At 70.4% G+C, this 19,436-nt stretch carries 20 protein-coding genes; 18 read left to right on the top strand and 2 right to left on the bottom strand.

What is annotated here, in order from left to right:
- Nucleotides 1-43: 43 nt before the first annotated feature.
- Both OG470_RS20810 and OG470_RS20805 read right to left on the bottom strand, forming a co-directional pair.
- The gene (locus OG470_RS20810; RefSeq protein ID WP_328414660.1) at nt 44-2,071 is read right to left on the bottom strand and encodes a recombinase family protein; all 2,028 of its coding nucleotides are present in this window, start codon (nt 2,069-2,071) and stop codon (nt 44-46) included.
- A complete protein-coding gene (locus OG470_RS20805) occupies nt 2,068-2,454 on the bottom strand; it encodes a DUF5372 family protein (protein WP_328414658.1) in 387 nt (128 codons plus the stop codon). Before OG470_RS20805 ends, OG470_RS20810 begins: the two co-directional genes overlap by 4 nt.
- Before the next feature lie 2 nt (nt 2,455-2,456).
- On the opposite strand from OG470_RS20805, the gene OG470_RS20800 reads away from it, so the two are divergent.
- The 18 genes from OG470_RS20800 to OG470_RS20715 all read left to right on the top strand — a co-directional run bounded on the left by OG470_RS20800 (nt 2,457) and on the right by OG470_RS20715 (nt 19,400).
- On the top strand, nt 2,457-3,359 hold the full coding sequence (locus OG470_RS20800; protein WP_328414656.1) for a PrgI family protein: 903 nt from the start codon (nt 2,457-2,459) through the stop codon (nt 3,357-3,359).
- Nucleotides 3,360-3,403: 44 nt separating this feature from the next.
- Nucleotides 3,404-5,107, top strand: coding sequence for a VirB4 family type IV secretion system protein (locus OG470_RS20795; RefSeq protein ID WP_328426498.1), 1,704 nt, complete (start codon nt 3,404-3,406; stop codon nt 5,105-5,107).
- Nucleotides 5,104-7,572 carry a helicase HerA domain-containing protein gene (locus OG470_RS20790; protein ID WP_328414655.1) on the top strand — a complete coding sequence of 823 codons (2,469 nt, stop codon included), beginning with the start codon at nt 5,104-5,106 and terminating at the stop codon, nt 7,570-7,572. Before OG470_RS20795 ends, OG470_RS20790 begins: the two co-directional genes overlap by 4 nt.
- Before the next feature lie 205 nt (nt 7,573-7,777).
- The gene (locus OG470_RS20785; RefSeq protein ID WP_328414653.1) at nt 7,778-8,629 is read left to right on the top strand and encodes a replication-relaxation family protein; all 852 of its coding nucleotides are present in this window, start codon (nt 7,778-7,780) and stop codon (nt 8,627-8,629) included.
- Nucleotides 8,630-8,935: 306 nt separating this feature from the next.
- Nucleotides 8,936-9,625: a hypothetical protein gene (locus tag OG470_RS20780; RefSeq protein ID WP_328414651.1), complete on the top strand. Its 690-nt coding sequence runs from the start codon at nt 8,936-8,938 to the stop codon at nt 9,623-9,625.
- Nucleotides 9,626-9,714: 89 nt separating this feature from the next.
- Complete coding sequence (locus OG470_RS20775; RefSeq protein WP_328414650.1) at nt 9,715-10,443, top strand: hypothetical protein; 729 nt, start codon at nt 9,715-9,717, stop codon at nt 10,441-10,443.
- A 13-nt stretch (nt 10,444-10,456) separates the two neighbouring features.
- Nucleotides 10,457-11,047, top strand: coding sequence for a hypothetical protein (locus tag OG470_RS20770; protein ID WP_328414648.1), 591 nt, complete (start codon nt 10,457-10,459; stop codon nt 11,045-11,047).
- 167 nt (nt 11,048-11,214) lie between these two features.
- On the top strand, nt 11,215-12,504 hold the full coding sequence (locus tag OG470_RS20765; protein ID WP_328414646.1) for a helix-turn-helix domain-containing protein: 1,290 nt from the start codon (nt 11,215-11,217) through the stop codon (nt 12,502-12,504).
- Nucleotides 12,505-12,642: 138 nt separating this feature from the next.
- Nucleotides 12,643-12,828 carry a hypothetical protein gene (locus OG470_RS20760; protein ID WP_328414644.1) on the top strand — a complete coding sequence of 62 codons (186 nt, stop codon included), beginning with the start codon at nt 12,643-12,645 and terminating at the stop codon, nt 12,826-12,828.
- Between the two features lie 76 nt (nt 12,829-12,904).
- A complete protein-coding gene (locus tag OG470_RS20755; protein WP_328414642.1) occupies nt 12,905-13,894 on the top strand; it encodes a DUF932 domain-containing protein in 990 nt (329 codons plus the stop codon).
- 120 nt (nt 13,895-14,014) lie between these two features.
- A complete protein-coding gene (locus tag OG470_RS20750; protein WP_328414640.1) occupies nt 14,015-14,416 on the top strand; it encodes a hypothetical protein in 402 nt (133 codons plus the stop codon).
- Nucleotides 14,413-14,859, top strand: coding sequence for a hypothetical protein (locus OG470_RS20745; protein WP_328414639.1), 447 nt, complete (start codon nt 14,413-14,415; stop codon nt 14,857-14,859). Before OG470_RS20750 ends, OG470_RS20745 begins: the two co-directional genes overlap by 4 nt.
- 100 nt (nt 14,860-14,959) lie before the next feature.
- Entirely contained in the window at nt 14,960-15,289 is a 330-nt protein-coding gene (locus OG470_RS20740) for a hypothetical protein (protein ID WP_328414637.1), read from the top strand.
- A gap of 75 nt (nt 15,290-15,364) precedes the next feature.
- The gene (locus OG470_RS20735) at nt 15,365-15,646 is read left to right on the top strand and encodes a hypothetical protein (RefSeq protein WP_328414635.1); all 282 of its coding nucleotides are present in this window, start codon (nt 15,365-15,367) and stop codon (nt 15,644-15,646) included.
- Nucleotides 15,647-15,780: 134 nt separating this feature from the next.
- On the top strand, nt 15,781-16,803 hold the full coding sequence (locus OG470_RS20730) for a C40 family peptidase (protein WP_328414634.1): 1,023 nt from the start codon (nt 15,781-15,783) through the stop codon (nt 16,801-16,803).
- Nucleotides 16,804-16,968: 165 nt separating this feature from the next.
- Nucleotides 16,969-17,292 carry a hypothetical protein gene (locus OG470_RS20725; RefSeq protein WP_328414632.1) on the top strand — a complete coding sequence of 108 codons (324 nt, stop codon included), beginning with the start codon at nt 16,969-16,971 and terminating at the stop codon, nt 17,290-17,292.
- A 158-nt stretch (nt 17,293-17,450) separates the two neighbouring features.
- Nucleotides 17,451-17,756 (top strand): hypothetical protein, encoded by a 306-nt coding sequence (locus tag OG470_RS20720; protein ID WP_328414630.1) that lies wholly within the window; start codon nt 17,451-17,453, stop codon nt 17,754-17,756.
- 633 nt (nt 17,757-18,389) lie between these two features.
- Nucleotides 18,390-19,400: a mechanosensitive ion channel family protein gene (locus OG470_RS20715; RefSeq protein WP_328414628.1), complete on the top strand. Its 1,011-nt coding sequence runs from the start codon at nt 18,390-18,392 to the stop codon at nt 19,398-19,400.
- The last annotated feature ends 36 nt before the right edge of the window (nt 19,401-19,436 follow it).

Raw genomic sequence — 19,436 nt, 5'->3', positions numbered from 1 at the left:
ATGCCCCGTGCCTGATCAGTGTGCTCGGCCACAGGCGGCGAGGTCAGCCATCGCACTCCGCGGGTGGCTTCGGCTTGAGCCGGAACGAGCCCGCGACCTTCTGCCGGTAGATCTCCTGAGTCTGCGAATCCCAGGGGATGCACCAGCGTCCCGCACGAGTATTGGCCGGGACCTGTCCGAGGCGTAGCCAGTTGTAGACCGCGTCGGCGGGGATGCCCAAGATCTCGGCGGCCTGTTTTACGCTGAGTTCCCCTTCCTGGACCGCGACCGTGCGCGGAGTGAAGATCTTGTAGATGCCGCGTACCGCCGCGACGTGCCGCGGGGTGAAGCGCAGGTTCTTGCCGGTGCGCAGGCCGGCGTCGTTGAGCATCTTCGCGATCTGCACATTGCTGTGGGTCGCGCCGTACTGGCGCACGAGGTCGAGGGCCTCGGGCGGAGTTCGGCCTGGTCCGCGGCGCTCGACGGTGACCTCGTCGGTGGCGCCGGTGTGCCACCGCACCCCGATGCGCACGGCATCAGAGTCCTGCTCCAGCAGCAGGGTCACGTCGGCGATCAGCGTGCGCAGCAACCGCTTGCGGTCACGCGGGCTCGTGGTCGGCGCGTCCCACAACCGCGGCAGGTCCGCGGCCAGCGCCCGCAGCGCCTCATGGTCGGGCACCGGCGGTTTGACCGCCCGCGCGGTGGCCAGCGCCGCTTCGGCCTCGGCAAGCGCGGAGAGTTTGGCCTCCCACCGTGTTTCCAGCGTCCGCGCCACCAGCCGGTTCTCCGGCTCGACCTGGCTGAAGGCACGCTCAGCGCGGTCGGCCTCGTAGCCGGCCCGTTCGACCGCCAGTTCGGCAGCCCGATGGCTGCGCACCCGCCGGTCGGCGACCTCGTCCGCAGCCGCCAAGGCGACCTGAATCTGTTGCGGCGTCATGGTTTGCAGCAACAGGACGGCGACCGCGTCATCGACGGTGTCGGCGGTGACGGTCCGGCAGCGCACGGTCGGCTCAGCGCACTTGTAGGTCACCTTGCGATCCTTACGGCTGTACCGGGTACCGACCCGACCGCCGCAGGTACCGCACAAGATGATGCCCTGGCACAACGGGGTGCCCTCACGGACCGGCCGGGCGCCGCGCTGGGTGTTGTTCGCCGCGAGCTTGGCCTCCGTCACCAGAAACTCGGCCCAGGTCACGTAGCTGTCGTGGTGGTCCTCGATCAGGACCGTCCACTCCTCCCGTGCCCGGCGTCGGCGGCTGGACCGCACCGTGCCGTCGGGCAGAACGCGGCGCACCTCCCGAGTCTTGCCGAACGTGTAGACACCGGCGTAGGTCGGGTTCTTCAGCGCCTGCGCGACCCGGGAGTGGGTGAGCTTGCCCCACTTGATCGTCCCGGCCCACGCTCCCGCCCACGCCCGTTGCGGGAACAGGCGACCGGTCTCGTGGAAGGCACGCACCGTCCTGAGCGCCGAGCCCGTGCGCTGGAACTCGGCGAACAGGTCCTCGACGGCGCGGCGGACCTGCTCGTCGGAGTCCTTGATGATCTGCCCGTCCTCGTCGTAGACGTACCCGACCGGCAGCGGATGGCGTAGGTCACCGCGGTGGGCCGCCGCCAGCTTCGCCCCGTGCAACCGGCCGAGCAGGAAGTGCAGCTCGATCTCCGACATCTGGCCCTTGAGCCCCAGCAGGATCCGGTCGTTGACATTGGCCAGGTCGTACACGCCATCGGTGTCGATGAGCAGCGTGTCCGTCAGCCGGGCCAACTCCATCAACCGGCTCAGGTCGGCGTTGGAGCGCCCCAGCCGGGACACCTCCAGGCCGAACACCGCCCCGACCTCGCCCATGCACAACCGGGCCACGATCTCCCGGTAACCCTCCCGCTCGGACCCGAACCGTCCGGACACGCCCAGATCGGCGTCGACCACGATGATCTGCTCGGCCAGCCAACCCAGCTCGGCGGCAGTGGTGGCAAGACCGTACTGGCGCTGGGTCGATTCGGTGTTCTGCCGCACCTGAGCCGACGTCGACTGCCGCACATAGACGATCGCCAGCCGGGACAGATGACTCGCTGTGATCTTCGACGACGGCGTCATCGCTGACCGCTCCGCGCAGAAGCATTTCGACCATGTTCGCCACGGCCATCACCGCCTGGCGCACGTCCCACCCGCTCACCGTTCCCCGATCCCGGCCCGCTCGGGCCTTCCTCGTTCACCTCAATGTCAGGAGCCTGTCCATGGCAATCCGCCACCGCCAGCGCTGGATCGATGTTGTCGATCAACGCACGCGCCGCCGACAAGCCGTCCACCGCCAGCCGATCCGACGACGCGGCGACACCGCGGTCGGTCCAGTCCTGAGCCACCGTGATCCGCCGCCTCCCCTCGACCTCACACACAAAGAACAGACCATGCCGCCTGCGCTGCATGAACAGCACAACCAGGCTCTGCCCCTTCAACGGATGGAACGGATGAGTGATCACCAATGAGTCCGAAACCCGACGAGACTGACGGGTTGTATAGGGCACGGATTCCGGCCAACGTCAACGAGCCCGACCGCATCGCGTTCGGGCTGACGTTCCGACAGTTGGGCATCGTCGGCGGTGCCGGCCTCGGCGGGTTCGGGGTCTACCGCACGTTCGGGCATCTGCTGCCGCAGGTGGCCTGGATCGTCGCCGGGGCTTTCGTGTTCGCTGTGGCGGTCGTGGTGGCGCTCGGCCGCCGTGACGGCCTGCCGCTGGACGTGTGGCTGCGATACGGGTTCGCGCTCAGCCGCAGGCCGCGCACCCTCACTCCGGGTGGTGCTCGGGTCAGCGCGGTCGCGGTCGTGGCCGGCAAGCCGAGCCTTCCGGCGCCGCTGCGCTCTCCGGTCACGGCGGTCAGTCCGACCGGAGTCCTGATCTCGGAGGGCAGCGTCAAGGTCCTGATCGCCTGCGGCACGACGAACATCCACCTGCGCACCGGGAGTGAGCAGGGCGCGCTGTTGGAGGGGTTCGGCCGGTTCCTCAACAGCCTGACCGGGCCGGCGCAGATCGTCGTGGCTGCGCAGCGGCACGACCTGACCGTCTACGCGCAGGCAACGGTCGACCACGCGCCGCGCCTGGCGCATCCGGCGTTGCAGGCCGCCGCCGCCGACTACGCCGAGTTCCTGCTGGACCTCGACAACCGGCGCGATCCGCTGCGCCGCCAGGTCCTCGCCGTCGTCACCGGAGAGCACGCGGCCGACACCGCCGTGCGCGCCCTGTCTGCGCTCGGCGTGGAGGCCGCCGTCTTGGACGGGCCGGCTGTCGCCTCCGCGCTGGCCGGCTCGGTCGATCCGTTCTCCCCGCCTGTGCCTGGTCCGCGTGCGGTACCCGGCGCCCCCATCACCCTGCGGAGCCCATCGTGAACCTGTTGAAAAAGTCCAAGATCAGTGTCACAGCCGGGGAGGGGATGCCCTCCCCGGCCGCGTTGTCGGTCACACCGTGGCACGTGCAGGTCGGCGACGGGTATGCCGCCACCTACGCGGTGTGCGGCTATCCGGCTGAGGTCGGCCCGGCGTGGCTCGACCCGCTGCTGTCCTACCCCGGACGGGTCGACGTCGCGGTGCACCTGGACCCGGTGGCGCCGCAACTGGCCGCGCCGATGCTCAAGCGCCAGCGCGCCCGCCTCGAATCCTCGCGCCGGCTGGACGCCGACCAGGGACGCTTGGGTGATCCGATGGTCGAGGCGGCAGCGGCGGATGCGGCCGACCTCGCCGAGCGGGTCGCCCGCGGGGCGGCGAAGCTGTTCGACGTCGGCATCTACGTCACCATCCACGCCCGGACCCTCGACGAACTTGCCACCGTTACCGCGGGCGTGAAGTCCGCCGCCGCCAGCGTGCTGCTGGACGTGCAGCCGGCGACGTTCCGGCACCAGCAGGGCTGGGTGGCCACGCTGCCGGTCGGCGTGGACCCGCTGCGGATGCGCCGCTTCCTCGACACCACCGCCCTCGCGGCGGCGTTCCCCCTCGCCTCGGCGGACCTGGCCGCGCCGGCACCGGGCACCGTCGCCCCGCCGGAAGGTGTGCTGTACGGGGTGAATACCACCAGCAACGGCGTGCTCATCTGGAACCGGTGGGCGCAGGACAACCACAACAGCGTGGTCCTGGCGCGCAGCGGCGCCGGGAAGTCCTACTTCGTCAAGCTCGAGGTGCTGCGCAACCTGTACCAGGGCACGACGGTGTCGGTCATCGACCCCGAGGACGAGTACACGCCCCTAGCGGAGCACGTTGGCGGCACCGTTGTGCAGCTCGGTCAGCCCGGCGTCCGGGTCAACCCGTTCGACCTGCCCGCCGACAACCGTCCTGACACCCTGACCCGGCGCGGGCTGTACCTGCACACGCTGATCTCGGTCATGCTCGGCGGAACCCCGCCGCCGGCCGAACGCGCCGCTCTCGACCGGGCCCTCACCGCCACCTACGCCCATGCCGGGATCAACGGTGACCCGGCCACCTGGACCAAACCGGCGCCGCTGCTGCGCGACCTGGCGGCAACCCTCGACGCGGACGACGACCCTGCCGCCGGGCAACTGGCCGCCCGGCTCGTGCCGTGGACGCTCGGCAACTTCGCCAGCATGTTCGACGGGCCGACATCCACCCGGCCGGAGGGCCACCTGGTGGTGTGGAGCCTGCGGCACTTGCCCGACGAGCTGCGCACCGTGGGAACTCTGCTCGCCCTGGACTGGATCTGGGCGGGCATCGACTCTCCGCCCGCCGGCGCCCGCCGGCGTCGACGGCTTGTCATCGTGGACGAGGCGTGGCTGCTGATGCGCGACGGCGAGGGCGCCCGGTTCCTGTTCCGGATGGCCAAGGCCGCGCGGAAGCGCTCCGCAGGTTTGTGTGTCATCACTCAGGACGCCTCCGATGTCCTGTCGACGGATCTCGGCCTGGCGGTGGTGTCCAACGCCGCCACGCAGGTGCTGATGCGCCAGTCCACGCAGTCCATCGACGCGGTGTCCGAGGCGTTCGGTCTGACCGCCGGGGAGTCGAGGCTGCTGCTGTCGGCGCCGCGCGGTGAGGGCCTGCTCGTCGCTGGTCGTAGCCGGATTCCGTTCCGCAGTGTCGGATCGGCGGCCGAGCACAAGCTGGCCGTGACTGGAATCGGGGAGGCCGAATGACACCGACCCCGACCTGGCCCGCCGACGTCGGGGACTGGGTCATCGCCCGGCCGTGGCTGGGCTTCCTCGCCGCCGCCGCGGTCGTCAGCGCGGTGTTCGGCCATGATCAGGTGCTTGCCTGGCGGCACAAGCGGTTCGCGGCCGGCGCCCGGTGGCTGACGATCGCCGCCCCGCCGGAGGTCACCGCCGAGGCTGCCGCGGCGTTCTGGACCACGCTGGTCGGCGTGCTGACGCCGTCGGTGTGGCAGCAGCGCCTGTTCGGCATCGCGCACGTCGGGTGGGAGTACATCTGGACCGGCCGGTCTTTGACCATCCGGGTCTGGGTGCCCGGCACGGTGCCGGGCGGCGCGGTCGAGGCCGCCGTCCGGGCGGCATGGCCTGCGGCCACCCTCACCACCGCCCACGCCGCACCGCCGATTCCGCGCACCGTCGCCGAGGAGGTGGGTGGGGCGCACTGGCCGCAGCACACCGACGGGCTGCCGCTGCGCAGCGAGCACGACACCGACCCACTGCGGGCGCTGCTCGCCGCCGGGGCCGAGGTACGTCACCGCGAACACGCGTGTGTGCAGATCCTGGCCCGCCCGGCGCCCACCGGCCGGGTCCGCTCGGCCCGCAGGGCCGCGGCGAGCACCAGCCATCATCGCCACGGGCGGCCTGACCTGGCCACCCGCGCCGTCACCGGGGCGGTGCGGCTGGCCATCGAGCCCCTGCTGTGGTTCCTCGACGTGTTCACGCCCGGCTCGTCGCGGCCACGCACCCCGGGTCATGCCCCAGTGGTGCGTCCGGCCGAGCGGGACCCGGTGGCCACCGCCGATGCCCGCACCATGGTGGACAAGGCCGTGCGGGTGCCGCACTACGAGATCGCGGTCCGGTTCGCCGTCGCGGCCGACGCCGGCACGTCCCCACCAGACCCGGAGCGGGCCACCCACGTCCGCTCACGCCTCGGCGGGCTCGGGCACACCATTGCCTCGGCCGCCGCGGCGTACACCGGCCCGAACCGGCTGCGGCGCATGAAGATGCCCCGGCCGGTGGCCACGATCGCCGGAAGGCGACTGCGGCACGGGTTCCTGGCCAGCGTGCCAGAACTCGCGGCCCTCGCCGCGCTGCCGCAAGACCTCGCCGTCCCGGGCCTCGATCGGGCCCGGGCCAAGGCCGTGCCGGCGCCCGTGCAGGTCCCCTCCGGCGGCCGGGGCGTGAAGGTGCTGGGCCGCTCACAGATAGGCCACCACAGCGTCGGCCTCAAGGTCGTCGACGCCCGCCAGCACGTGCACGTCGTCGGCAAGACCGGCGTCGGCAAGTCCACCCTGCTGTTGAACATGATCCTCGGCGACATCAAGGCCGGGCGCGGGACCGTGGTCATCGACCCCCGCGGGGATTTGATCACCGACATCCTCGACCGGTTGCCCGCCTCTCACGCCACAAAGATCGTGATCATCGACCCGGACCAGGAGAACCCCGGCTGCTTCAACCCGCTCGATGACGGCGGCGATCCGCACCTGGCCGTGGACAACCTCGTCGGCATCTTCGCCAAAATCTTTCAAGGCCAGTGGGGGCCCCGCATGGACGACACCATGCGGGTCGCCTGCCTCACGCTGATGCGCCACGCGAAACCAACCCTGAGCCTGGTCCCGTCGCTGTTGCAGGACCGGGACTTCCGGGCCCGGTTCACCCACGGCCTGGACGACCCGGACGGCCTCGGCGGGTTCTGGCTCTGGTACGACGGCATCAACGAGCAGTTCCGCGGCCAGGTCATCGCACCCGTCCTCGCCCGACTCCGGGCCTTCCTGCTGCGGGACTTCGTCAAAAGCGTGATCGGCAACGCCCATTCGTCGTTCGACATGGGCCGGGTACTCGACGGCGGAGTGCTGCTCTGCCGCCTACCCAAGGGCGTCCTCGGCGAGGAGACCAGCCGCATCCTCGGCTCGATGATCGTCGCCCGGGTGTGGCAGGCCGCCATCGCCCGCGCCAGCATCCCCGAAGACCAGCGACGAGACGCCAGCCTCTACGTGGATGAGTGCCACAACTTCCTCACGCTGCCCGGCAACGTCGGGGACATGCTGGCCGAGGCGCGCGGGTTCCGGCTCGGGCTCGTCCTGGCCCACCAGGACCTGGCGCAACTGCCCCACGACATCGCCGCGGCGGTGTCGGCCAACGCGCGGTCGAAGCTGTTCTTCAACGTCGACCCGGCCGACGCGCGGGACCTGTCCCGGCACACCAAACCCGAGCTGGACGAGCACGACCTCGCCCACCTCGACGTCTACACCGCCGCCGCCCGGCTGCTGGTCGGCAACCGGGAGCTGCCGGCGTTCACCTTCGTGACCAACCCGCCGGCGCCACCGGTGGGTGAAGCGACCGCGATCCGGCAGGAGTGCGCCGCCACCCACAGCCGCACCGGTGGTGAGCCGCCGATGCAGCAGCTCGCCCGTACCGCGATGAAGCGGCGCATGACCGACCGCGACCGCTGACCCCGGCCGGGCGTTCGGGTGCTCGGTTGGGTGCGGCACCGGGGGCTCGTCGGGGGGTGTCCGCGACACGAGACCCCACACGAGCCCTCCGCACCTGGTCTGTCAGGTGCCTGAGCTGCCCTAACCCACCCGGCGCCAGGACCGAAATCGAGATCAACTCATCCAGACTCCCTACGGGACTCTCTCTCCAGGGGTGTGACCACCTATGCCGCAATCGCGCCCGGCCAGTCTGCTGGCCATCTATCCCCACATCACCGGCCGTGACCGTCGGCTTCTCCAGCTGCTCGACGACCACCGGGTCCTCACCACCGATCAGATTCACCGCATGCTGTTTCTCGCCCGCCGTACCTGCCAGATCCGGCTCGGTGAGCTGGCCGCTTTGGGTCTACTGGACCGGTTCCGGTTCGCCCGCGCCGGGGGTGGTAGCCATCCGTGGCACTGGACCCTCGGCCACCAGGGGCACCGGTTCCAGGCCGCCGCTCACCACCGGCCTGAGCCCACCGTGCGCACCAGCCGCCAGAGCGTCGACCGGCTCTCGGCCAACCCGAACCTGACCCACCTGCTCATGGCCAACGAGTTCTTCGTCCGGCTCACCGTGCACGCCCGCCAGCACCCGCAGGCGCGGCTGGACCGGTGGTGGTCCGAGACGACGACCACCAGGCAGTTCCGGACCATCACCGCCGACGGGCACGGCCTGTGGAGCGTCGCGGACACCACGGTGGGGTTCTTCCTGGAGGCCGATACCGGCACCGAGCCGCTGGGTCGGGTGGTGGCCAAGCTCGACCGGTACGCGCAGCTGATCCGCCGCGGCGGCCCCCGCTACCCGGTGCTGTTCTGGCTCGGCAGCGAACACCGTGAGGAACACCTGCACCGGCTCCTGCGCGGCCGACGCGACAACGTTCCCCTCGCGACCGCCACCCACGCCACCGACCCCGCCGAAGCGGTCTGGCTTCCTGGCGGCGCCACCGGCCGAGTCCGGCTCACCGAGCTGCCCAGCGACCACGGCCAGCCCGTGGCAGACAACCCGAACTACGACGAGAGCGGCTTCGTGCTCTGACAGACCCTGACAGTCCCGCGAGGAAATCCTGTCAGCGCAGCTCAGAGGCATGGACGGCAATCCTGACAGAGCTGGCGCTGTCAGGTCGCGACGCTACGGTGCAGCTTCTTCTTTTGCTCGCACCGCCGCCCGTCTGTCCCCTGGACCTGCCCGCGCCAGCGGGATCACCCACAGCCCACCTCCCGGTCGGCTCGTGATCCACGCCCCGCGCCCTCCACGGCAGCTTCCCGGCCCGGACGCAGCGATCCGGTGGCACCACGACGCACACCCTCCACGCCCACTCCTGCCCGAAGGGAGCACCCTGCCATGCCCACGTCCATGCCGCTCACCGCCCCGGTCGTCACCGTCTGCTTCGCCCCCGGCGAAGACGCCGACTGGTTCGCCGCCTCGGAGAAGGTCAACGACCTCCTGCACGCCAACGGCACCCCGGCCCGCCGCTACCACGTCCGCCACCGCCGCCTCATCGGCTGGCTGACCCGCTTCCTCGGCTACTACCTCCTCGACGCCGCCCGCCGCTTCGGCGCGCTCACCATGGCCGCCGGAGGCCGCAAGGGTCGCCTCGACCTCACCGGCACCGCGGCCAAGGCTGCTCACCACGCCGCCCTGCGCTGGCGTGCCTGGCACACCCACATCGCCGCGACAACCCGTCCGGCCCGTCCCTTCGAGGACTACCTCGCCCAGCACCACGCGGACCCGACCAAGGTGAGCCTGGCCGAGGCCCGCCGCCGCTTCGAGCAGCAACCCGGAGTCCTGGCGATGCTCGCCTTCTCCTTCAACCCGTACGAGCTGTCCGTCTACCAGGCAGGCGAGGCCACCTACGTCGGGCTGTACTGGCGCATCGCGCTGATCGGCGACGCGCTGATCACCACTGACGGCCGCCTACTCATGCCGGCCAGTGACTCCGTGGCCGACCGGTTCCGCTTCCTCAACGAGGCATGCGGCTACCTCCGCAGCCTGCGCTCCAGCGCACGACTGTGCGCCGTCACCATCGCCTAACCGCCTAACCACACCGAGGACCGGTCGCAGCCCCGCTGCGACCGGTCCCCGCCATGCCCACAACCCGACCGCCTGCGAAGGAGAAACTTGTGTTCCTGACCGATCCCGCGCTGCGGCGCATCGCCGCCGACACCAACGACGTCCTACCCGAGCACCTCTGGCGCCACGACACGGCCACCCTCGACGCCCTCGGCGACCTCGCCCGCGTCCTACACAAAACCGCCCGCGAGTTCACCGACAGCACCACCACGCTCGACCAGGCCCTCGCCCGCACTGGTGGGCTCGCCGAGCGGGCACGACAGGGGTTGGCCGCCCGCGCCGACCTGCACATGGCCGGCTACCACCAAGCCCTCACCGACGCGCTCGTCGCCCGCGAGCGACACATCGTCCTCGCAACCGTGCTCGTTGGCGCCTACCGCGCCTGGCGCAACCACCGAACGATCGGCGACCGCGACCAGCGGCACCTCCTGCTGTACCCCGGTGATCCGTCGCGCGGCGTCGCCACCCTGCACCGCAGCGAGGCAGACACCTGGCTGGTGCTGCCCGACAGCGAGGCCGCCAGCGCCTTCGACATCCCTTACTCGGACCGTGTCATCGGCGAGGTCAGCGAAAGCGCCCTTGGGTGGACGCCAACCGCGTACATCGCCTCGCTGCACCAGCCCCCGCCCACGATGGCGTATCCCCTGCCCGCGTGCGACGACCTCGCCCCCGCCTGCCGGTCCCTGCTGCGCTGGTGGCACCTACGCCACTCCGACACCTGGCGCAACCGCACCCCAGACCAACTCGACCCCGCCGAACTCGCCCACCTCACCACCTGACGCGGGGAACCCCATGCCGCACCTCGACACGATCAGCCGCTGGATCACCGCGACGACCGACCGCACCCTCGACCAACACGCCACCGACCCCATCCCCGCCGCCGCGCACCTGCCCGAAGCCGCCGCCACCCTGCGGCACCTGCGGACCGAACTGCTGCTCGCGGTGGACCGGCTGCGCACCCTACTGATCAACGACGACGACCTGAACGGCTCCACCAACACGGTCGCCAGCCCGGTGGAGACCATCAGGGAACTGGCCCGCGAGTACCGGTACACCCGCAACTGGATCGACACCCTCATCGGCGACGAGGCGCGGGCCGCGTACGCCGAAGCGAACCCGGGCCGGTCGGTGCGGCGGCGCTACGTCACCCCCGGTGACACGGTCCTGGTCGTCCTGCCACACACCGACTCCTGCCGCCGACAGAACCTCGCCGGACACGCCACCCACATCAAGGTCGGCACGTCCGACGCCAGGCTCCGCCCGCCCGGCAGCGTCAACCCGCTGTGGCTGTCCCACGCCGACGCCGGGATCTACCGCGATCCGACCGAGGACCGCCTCTACATCCTGCAGGCCGCCGCCGACGAGGCCGTCCCCGGCCACTGACCGGCCGGCGCGGCACCACCCACCACCACGACCACCGGGCCGCACCCCTCGGCAGCGCACTACGTCACGCGCCTGCCGCACCGACCGCTGCCCGCGACCCGACGCACCACCGCCCGGCACACCACCGTGCCAGGCGTCCCCACCAGTTCCCGAGGAGGGAAACCCTGATGGAACACCTGTCCCTGACGCCTGCCACGCAGGCCGTCCTCGACGCCCTGACCGACCTCGGTCAGGGCAACCTCCACGAGTTGGCCGACAAGTCGGGCAAGCCCCGCTCGACCGCTGACAAGGCGATCAAGACCCTGGCCGACGCCGGTGTCATCGTCGCGGTGGACACCGGCGCCGACCCCGCCGAGGGCACCCCCGCCCGGTGGACCCTCGCTACGCCGAGCGACGCCGAGGCCCTCATGCCTGCCGACGCGGCCGACGAGACCGACGTCGGCGACCCTGACGCCGACAACGCGAACGACCAGCCGCATATGGAGATGGGCCACCAGCTCACCGATGCGGTCCACGGCGCCGACGCCAAGAACGACCGACCGGACGACTGCAGCGACGCCGCCGACAAGCCGGACACCGAGACGACCGACCAGCCCGGCAGCCAGATCGACAGCGACGACGCGACCGACCCCGACGACACACCCGACGACGACGCCGACCGTGGCGAGGACGAGCAGGCACCGACGGTCACCGCCGTGCAGCCCTCTCGACCCGGTGACCGCAAGGTCATGGCCATCAAGGGTGTCCTGGCCGACTACGGCGACGCCGGCGCGACCCTCGACGTGATCGTCGCCGAGAGCGGTATCAGTCACCCGACCGCCTCGCGGCTGCTGACCGCGATGGAGCAGGCCGACGCCGCCCGCCGGCTGCCCGGCCTGCCGGAGCGGTGGATCCCGGGCCCGACGAAGGCCAGCGAGGTCGGCCCGAACCCGGAGCCGCCCCGCTGCCCGCTGTGCTACCAGGTCATCCGCGGCCTGGCGACGGCGCCGAGCGCCACGGCGGCGGTGCTGCCCCTGATCCGGGCGGACGGCACGCTGCATGTCATCGCGTCGGACGGCGAGACCCACGTCGTCACCCTGCCCCGTCGCACGCCGCAACGTACGCCGGGCATCACCGCGAGCGTGGGCCGCGGCGACGCGAGCGCCAACGCCGACGGCAGCCAGCCGTTCGGCCGGGGCGAGTTGGAGAAGCTGACCCTCAACGTCCTGGCCGCGAACCCGGGCCGGGCGATGAGCCCGCAGGACATCGCCACCGCCATCAGCGGACAGCTCGGTCGCGCGGTCAGCTCCGGGGCGGTGCGCAACAACTGCACCAAGGCCGCCGCCGCCGGCCGGATCCTCCTGGTCTCCGATGCGCCGCTGACCTTCGCCTACCCGGCGCAGCCCGACCAGAACCCCACCGCGCACGCCAGCGCGGACCACCCCGGGCAGGACGACAACGACGCCGAGCAGTCCTGACCCGGTACACGCCGATCACGCTGCGGGGCCGGGCCAACCTGCGGTCCCGCAGCGACGCGACTGGAGCACCCTCATGCCCGACGTCCGACCACTGTCCGACCTGGTTCTGGACTACCTCGCCGAGAGGCCAGGCATCCGTTGAAGCCGCACGAGATCGCCCGCGGGATCACCGCCACCCTCGACGGGCGCCCCATCGGCACCAGCGCCGTCATCAACTACTGCCTGCACGCCGCCGCCACCGGTCACCTCATTCAGGTCACCGAGGAACCGATGGCCCTCGCCTACCCCACCGCGACCGGCGAAGGCCACGCCGAACAGTCCTGACCCGCACCATCCCCACCCATCGCGGGGGCCGAGCGCATGCGCTCGGCCCCCACGACACATCGAAAAGGAGAAACCCGTGCCGCACGAACTCGAGACGTTCGCCGACGGAACGACCGCCTTCGCCAGCGCCCGCCTGTCGGCCTGGCACCAGCTCGGCACCGTCACCCAGGACACCATGAAGGCAGAGGAGATCATGGCCGCCGCCCGCCTCGGCGACTGGGGCGTGCGCACCATCCGCACCGTCGGCATCGACCTCGTCGACGGTGTCGAGGTGCAGATCCCCGCCGACGACAAGCGGATGACCGTGCGCCGCAACCCCGTCACCGGCGGCACCGAGTACCTGGGCATCGTCGGCACCGACTACACGGTGGTCCAGAACGAGCAGTGCGCCGAGATGCTCGACCGCCTGGTCGATCAGGTGGGCGGCGCCCACTTCGAGACCGCCGGCAGCCTCCGCCGGGGCAAGAGCGTGTTCGTCACCATGAAGCTGCCTACGTCGATGGAGATCGCCGGGGTGGACCGGCTGGACCTCTACCTGATCGGCACGACCTCCCACGACGGCACCGCCGCCCTGCGGGTGGACGCCAGCCCGATCCGGGTGATCTGCGCGAACACGCAGCGCGCGGCCTTCGCCCACTCGGTCGGTCACTACACGTTCCGGCACACCTCCAACGTCAACTCCCAGATCAGCCAGGCCCGCGAGGCGCTGGGCCTGATGTGGACGTACATGGAGACCTTCGAGAAGGCCGCCGAGCGGATGCTCCAGACCGAGCTGACCATGCGCGAGTTCGAGAAGGTCGTCGGCGAGGTGTGGCAGGTCAAGGACAACGCCTCCGACCAGACCCGCAACAACGCCAAGCAGCGGCTCGGCACCCTCAAGTACCTGATCCGCGAGGCCGACACCCAGAAGGCCATCGCCGGCAGCAGGTGGGCGGGCTACCAGGCCATCACCGAGTACCTCGACCACTACCAGCCCGCCAAGAACGAGTTCGCCCGCGCCAACCGGGTGCTCACCGGCAACGTCGGTGAGCTGAAGGTGGCCGCCTTCGACCTGCTGACGGTCTGACCGCACCTCGATCCGTCGGGGCAGCGGTCCACCGACCGCTGCCCCGGCCCGCAGAGAACGGACACACCCCATGGCACCGCCGAGCACCAGGCGGCGCGGATCAGACGGAACGGCCGGCCGATGATCGGCCACATCCGCCACCCCCGCGACCTCCGACAGTCCGTGTGTGGCCTGCCCGCCGCCGACGTCCAGCGGTGGGAGACCGAAGACCCGCCACGCGTTGAGTCCACCTGCGAGGACTGCTCCGCTCTGCTGCCCGAAGCCGCCCGACCCGACGACGCCAACCATCCACCCGGAGACCCCACGCTCATCGACACGCTGTGGCGCATCGTCGCCGACCGGCAGCACGCCAAGATCGACGGTGTCCTCGTCGACCTGTGGTCGGCCAGCGTCACCGTCCTCATCTGGGACCAGCTCCGCGACGACAAGCGGCAACGGCTGCTGACCCTGCCGTCACACGAGCTGATCCTGCGCTGCGTCGCGATCTACACCCGCGTCACCGCGAAGAAGGACCACCAGTGACCGGCCCTCGGCTACCCCAGTGGTTCCACTTCGGGTCGTGGGTGTTCTCGATCGACGCCGCGCAGGCGCTGATCGCGGCGTCGCCCCGCGACACCCGGCCCGTGGACGTGCCGGCGTGGGCCGCCGCGTATGGCCTTGCCCATCTCGACAACCCCAACACGTGGGCAACCAGCCTCATCGGCCCGACCAGCACCGCCCTCAACCGGGCCTATGCCATGACCACCGACCTGAGCCAGCCGCTGATCGTGGGCCAGCTCAGCATCAGCGGACACCCGCCCGGCCCGCTGCTCATCGACGGGACCCACCGTCTCTACCGCGCCTGGCGCGAACACGTGCCCCGCCTGCCGGCCCACCTGCTCACCGTGCAGGAGACCCGCCAGATCCAGGACGACCTGCTCCTCGGACCACACGCCATCTCCAGCACCCCGCCGTCGACCCGATGACGGCCTGACACCACCCGTCCCCACCGCGTACGCCTCGGAAGCCGCCCCTACGCCGGCGGCGACCGAGGCGTCCGCGCATTCACCCCTTGCGGAGGAACCCGTGACGTACACGCCACCGTGGCGCAGGGTCTGCGACTGCCGCTGCATCATTCACCACCGCCTGCCGCGCACCACCTACAACGAGCCCGGCTGCGCCTGCACCATCACCTGCGCCACCCAACCCATCACGCTGCTGGCCAACCAGCGGGGCCGCGCACTCTTCCTCGACCAGGGCGGCGACCTCTGGCACGTCCCCGCCATGGCCAACGGCACCTGGGACTGGGACAACGCCACAGAGATCGACACCCGCGCCGACGTCGACGACGCCGGCCTCGTCATCGGGCACCTGCTACGCCAGGCCGCCAACGTCCTCGGCTGGTCCATCGACTGACCCGACCGCTCAAGGTGGGCCGCCCATGTGGACGGCCCACGGCCTTTTCGTTCTTCACGACCGAGGGAGACATCTATGCACCGCACCTACCGCAATGCCCGCGAGCGCGCCTGCGACTGCCGCTGCCCGATCCACCACGGCCAACCGCGCTCGATCTACAACAACCCCGAGTGCCATTGCCTGGCCACCTGCGCCAGCCAACCCCTGACCCTGCTCGTCCCACAGATCAACGGCGCCGTGTTCCTCGATGTCACCAACGCCCTCTGGTACGTGCCCAGCTTGGAGCCCGGCCACTGGGACTGGCGCTACGCCACCCCGTCGACAGGGGCCACCCGCTGTTCCCGGCCAGCACCCTGATCACCGGTCTCCTCCGCGAGACCCACGCCGAACTACTCCCCCTTCTCTACCGCCTCTAGAACTCACGTCGCGGCCTCCGGCCGCGCACCCTCACGCAGACCGGCCCTTTCTCACTATCCCGAGAGGTCATCACCATGACAAAGATCATCATCGGCGTCGTCACCGTCGTCGTCACCGCCTGCTTCGGCCTGCCCCTCCTGCTGCTGTCCTCCGTCACCGGCGGCGGCCCCGGCGGATGCGCCATCGCCGCCCCGCCCGCCATACGCCCCTCCGGGCAGCCGCCCGGCCCCGGCCGATGGGACACCGAGCAACTCGACATCACCGCAACGATCATCGACGTCGGGGTCGCCAAAGGCGTACCCCGCTGGGGCTGGATCGTCGCCGTCGCCACCGCCATGCAGGAATCCGCCCTGCGCAACCTGCCCTTCCTCGGCGACCGCAACAACCACGACTCCATCGGCGTCTTCCAGCAACGCCCCAGCCAAGGCTGGGGCACCATCGCGCAACTGTCCGAGCCCGCCTACCAGGCCGGCAAGTTCTTCGACAAGCTCCAGACCGTGCCCGGCTGGCAGACGATGCCGCTCACCCAGGCCGCGCAAGCCGTCCAGCTGTCCGCGTTCCCCGACGCCTACGCCACGTGGACCGACGACGCCCTGCACCTCGTGAAGCAGTTGACCAACACCCTCGCCGCCTGCACCACCGACGCCCTCGACGCGCTCCCCGCCGGGTTCGCGCTACCCGCCAACACCCCACCCGCCGTAGCGACCGCCATCGCCTGGGCCGTGAACCAACTCGGCACGCCCTACCACTTCGGCGGCTCCTGCACCGACCCGCACTCCGGCGACCCCGACAAACAATGCGACTGCTCCTCGCTGATGCAATCGGCGTACCGGGCCGCCGGCATCTCCATCCCGCGGGTCACCACCGACCAGCTCAACGCCGGCAAGCCGGCGGCCGACCCGACGCTTCTGCTACCCGGCGACCTCGTGTTCATCCCCGGCAGCCAAGGCACCATGGCCAACCCCCGCCACGTCGGCATGTACCTCGGCGACGGGCTCATCATCCAAGCCCCAAGAACCGGCGACATCGTCAAGATCACCAAGTTGAGCAGCTGGATCGATGACATCGCGGCGATTCGCCGTATCGAGACTCGCTGATCACCGATGGGTCGAATCACCGCTGGCGGATTGTCACGATCTTCTCAGTCGCTATGGCAGATTTGCCAAGTTTGCGGGAGGCGACCAACGCGGCGTCTCCGGATCACGGCAGAACGGTGCGCTTCCGGCGCCTTCGGTCAAGTCGCCGTAGCCGATACTGACGGTGTGGCGACGTACGTCCGCTGGTATCGGGCCGACAGCGATCTGTGGTGCTACGAGGAACTCGACGATCAGCGGTGGGCAAGGCGACATGTTGAGGTTCAGGCCAGCGGCCAGGCCGTTGTCGCCGCAGCGTCACTCGATGAGGTGCTTCATGCCAGGGACCTTGGCGGCACAACTGCGGTCGTTGACTACGAACGCCACTACGGCATCGTCCCGGAGGCGCGGTTCCCCGAGAGCCCTGGTGGCGGTCAGCCGGCCCTTGAACTGGTCACGATGAGAGAGTTCGAGGAACTCTGGCAGCGGGGCCGACGCGCGTGCGAGACGTGATGCGGAAAGCCGTTGAAGCGGCCCGCCGGGAATCGTCGCCCCTCTAGCGCAGTCCGCGGCAGAAGCGTGCATCAGACGATGGCCGGTGTGACCAGTGGCCGGGCCGAAGTCGGGTACGAGTCAGCAGGCAATTCTCTGCGGTCACTAGCGTCGTCATCGTGAGCGATCATTACGGCGGCACCTGGGCGCTCCACCGGCGCGACGACGGCAAGATACTTGCTGATCTCGTGGAGACTGGTGGCGACTTCCCATGGCGGAACGCTCGTGTCGCTTTAAAGGGAGGGCTCGCGGAGGTCCGGCCGCTTCTCGTCGAGGAACTGCGGGTACTCAATGGCGTCGATGAGGATGTCGAGTCCTGGGAGCGTACGTGCGAGGCAGTCCGTAACGCCGTGACACTTCGGCGTCCGGAGGGCCAGGAGGTTCGTGAGTTCCTGCTCCACATCGATGGCGACCAGGCGTGGTAGCGGTGGAGTGACGAGCCGTTTGACGAGGCGGAAGCCTAGCCAGTGCGCCCGGTCGGCGGCAGATCCGTGCATCTGTCACGGCCAGGGATGAGGCCGCAGAGACCGCTCCGGCGGACCGAACACAACCGCGCCGATGTACTTTCCGCGTGTGGACCGCGTTCACCTTGCCCGCGTCCTGCACCGGCCCGACAGCACTCGGCCCCAGTAATGCGAGTCGGCGAATAGCCAACGCTCGTCGTGCGGTGCCTCGGCGGGCGCGGGCTCGCCCGCGAAGTACGCCGCCAGCTCCGCGTCGCCTGCCCCGGCCAGCCAGCGCTCGGCCGCGCGCAGCGCCTCGGGGGACGGCACCGGGCCGCACGTTCCGGCACGCCCAAGAGCAGCTGATAGCGCTGCATGAGCGGCCACGGCAGGTCGGCGACCGGCCATAGGGTGCCGATCATGGATCCTGCGCCGGCTCGCAGGAAGCCTGCGGGCGGGCCGACCGTCTCGTTCGGCAGCCGCCGGACGTCGGTCACGGCCGTCTGGCATTCCCGATATCCGCCGCTTGCCACCGGATCTGATGACACTCTGAACGCGGGAGTGCGGTCGCGAGCCCAGGAGAGGCGGCATCGGGATCACGGTGAACGGCTTCTGATGCGTACCGCGTTGATCGTGTTGGCCGCGCTGGCGACGGCCGTGGTCGTGGACCTGGTCTCCGGCGTGCTGATCCGCCGGGGTGCCCGTGGCCGCTACAAGTGGCTGCTGGAGCCGCTGCGGGACGCCTGCCGCCGCCCGGCGGCCGCGATCCTGCTGGTCGGGGCGCTGTACTACGCGCTGCCGCCCGGACCGGCCGAGTGGCAGCGTTATCTGCGGCACGCCATCCAGCTGGTCCTGGTCGCCGTCAGTGCGTGGCTGGTGATCAAGGCATTGAACGTTGCCGAAGCGGTCGCGTTCAGCCGACTGCCGAGCGATCCGGTCACCAACCGGCGGGTCCGGCGGGCCCGCACCCAGATCCGCCCGGTGCGGCGGCTCACGGTGGCCGTTGTCACGGTCCTCGCAGTCGGCCTGATCCTGATCACCTTCCGGCCGGTACGCCTCTTCGGCATCTCCATTCTGACCTCGGCCGGGGTGGTCGGCGCGGTGATCGGCCTCTCCGCCCGAACCGCGCTCGGCAACGCGTTCGCCGGCATCCAGGTCGCCTTCGCCGACGGGCTGCACGTCGGCGACGTACTGGTGGTCGACGGCGAATGGGGCCGGGTCGAAGAGGTGAAACTGACCAACGTGGTAATCCGGCTCTGGGACGAACGGATGCTCATCCTGCCGACCACGTACTTCACCGAGCGGCCGTTCCAGAACTGGACCCGGAACGAGTCGCGGGTAATCGGCAAGATCCAGCTACATGTCGACCACACCGCCGACCTGGACGACCTGCGCCGGGAGGCACGCCGACTGGTCGAGTCCTCACCGCTGTGGGATCGAGACCGGTGGGTGCTCCAGATGGTCGACGCCACCCCGCAGACCGTGGTCATCCAGGTGCAGGCCTCGGCCGCGGACGGCGCCAGCGCCTGGGACCTACGCTGCGACCTACGCGAGGGACTGATCCGCTACCTGCGCGACCAGCACCCCCAGTGGCTGCCCCGCACCCGCAGCCAGTACCAGCCCTGACCGGCGGGTCCGGCGTGGCCGCCGGGCGCCGATGAA

Source organism: Micromonospora sp. NBC_00389, from assembly GCF_036059255.1.
Taxonomy (GTDB): Bacteria; Actinomycetota; Actinomycetes; order Mycobacteriales; family Micromonosporaceae; genus Micromonospora.
Note: the sequence above shows the minus strand (reverse complement) of the source record. Positions and strands in the feature narration are given on the sequence as shown.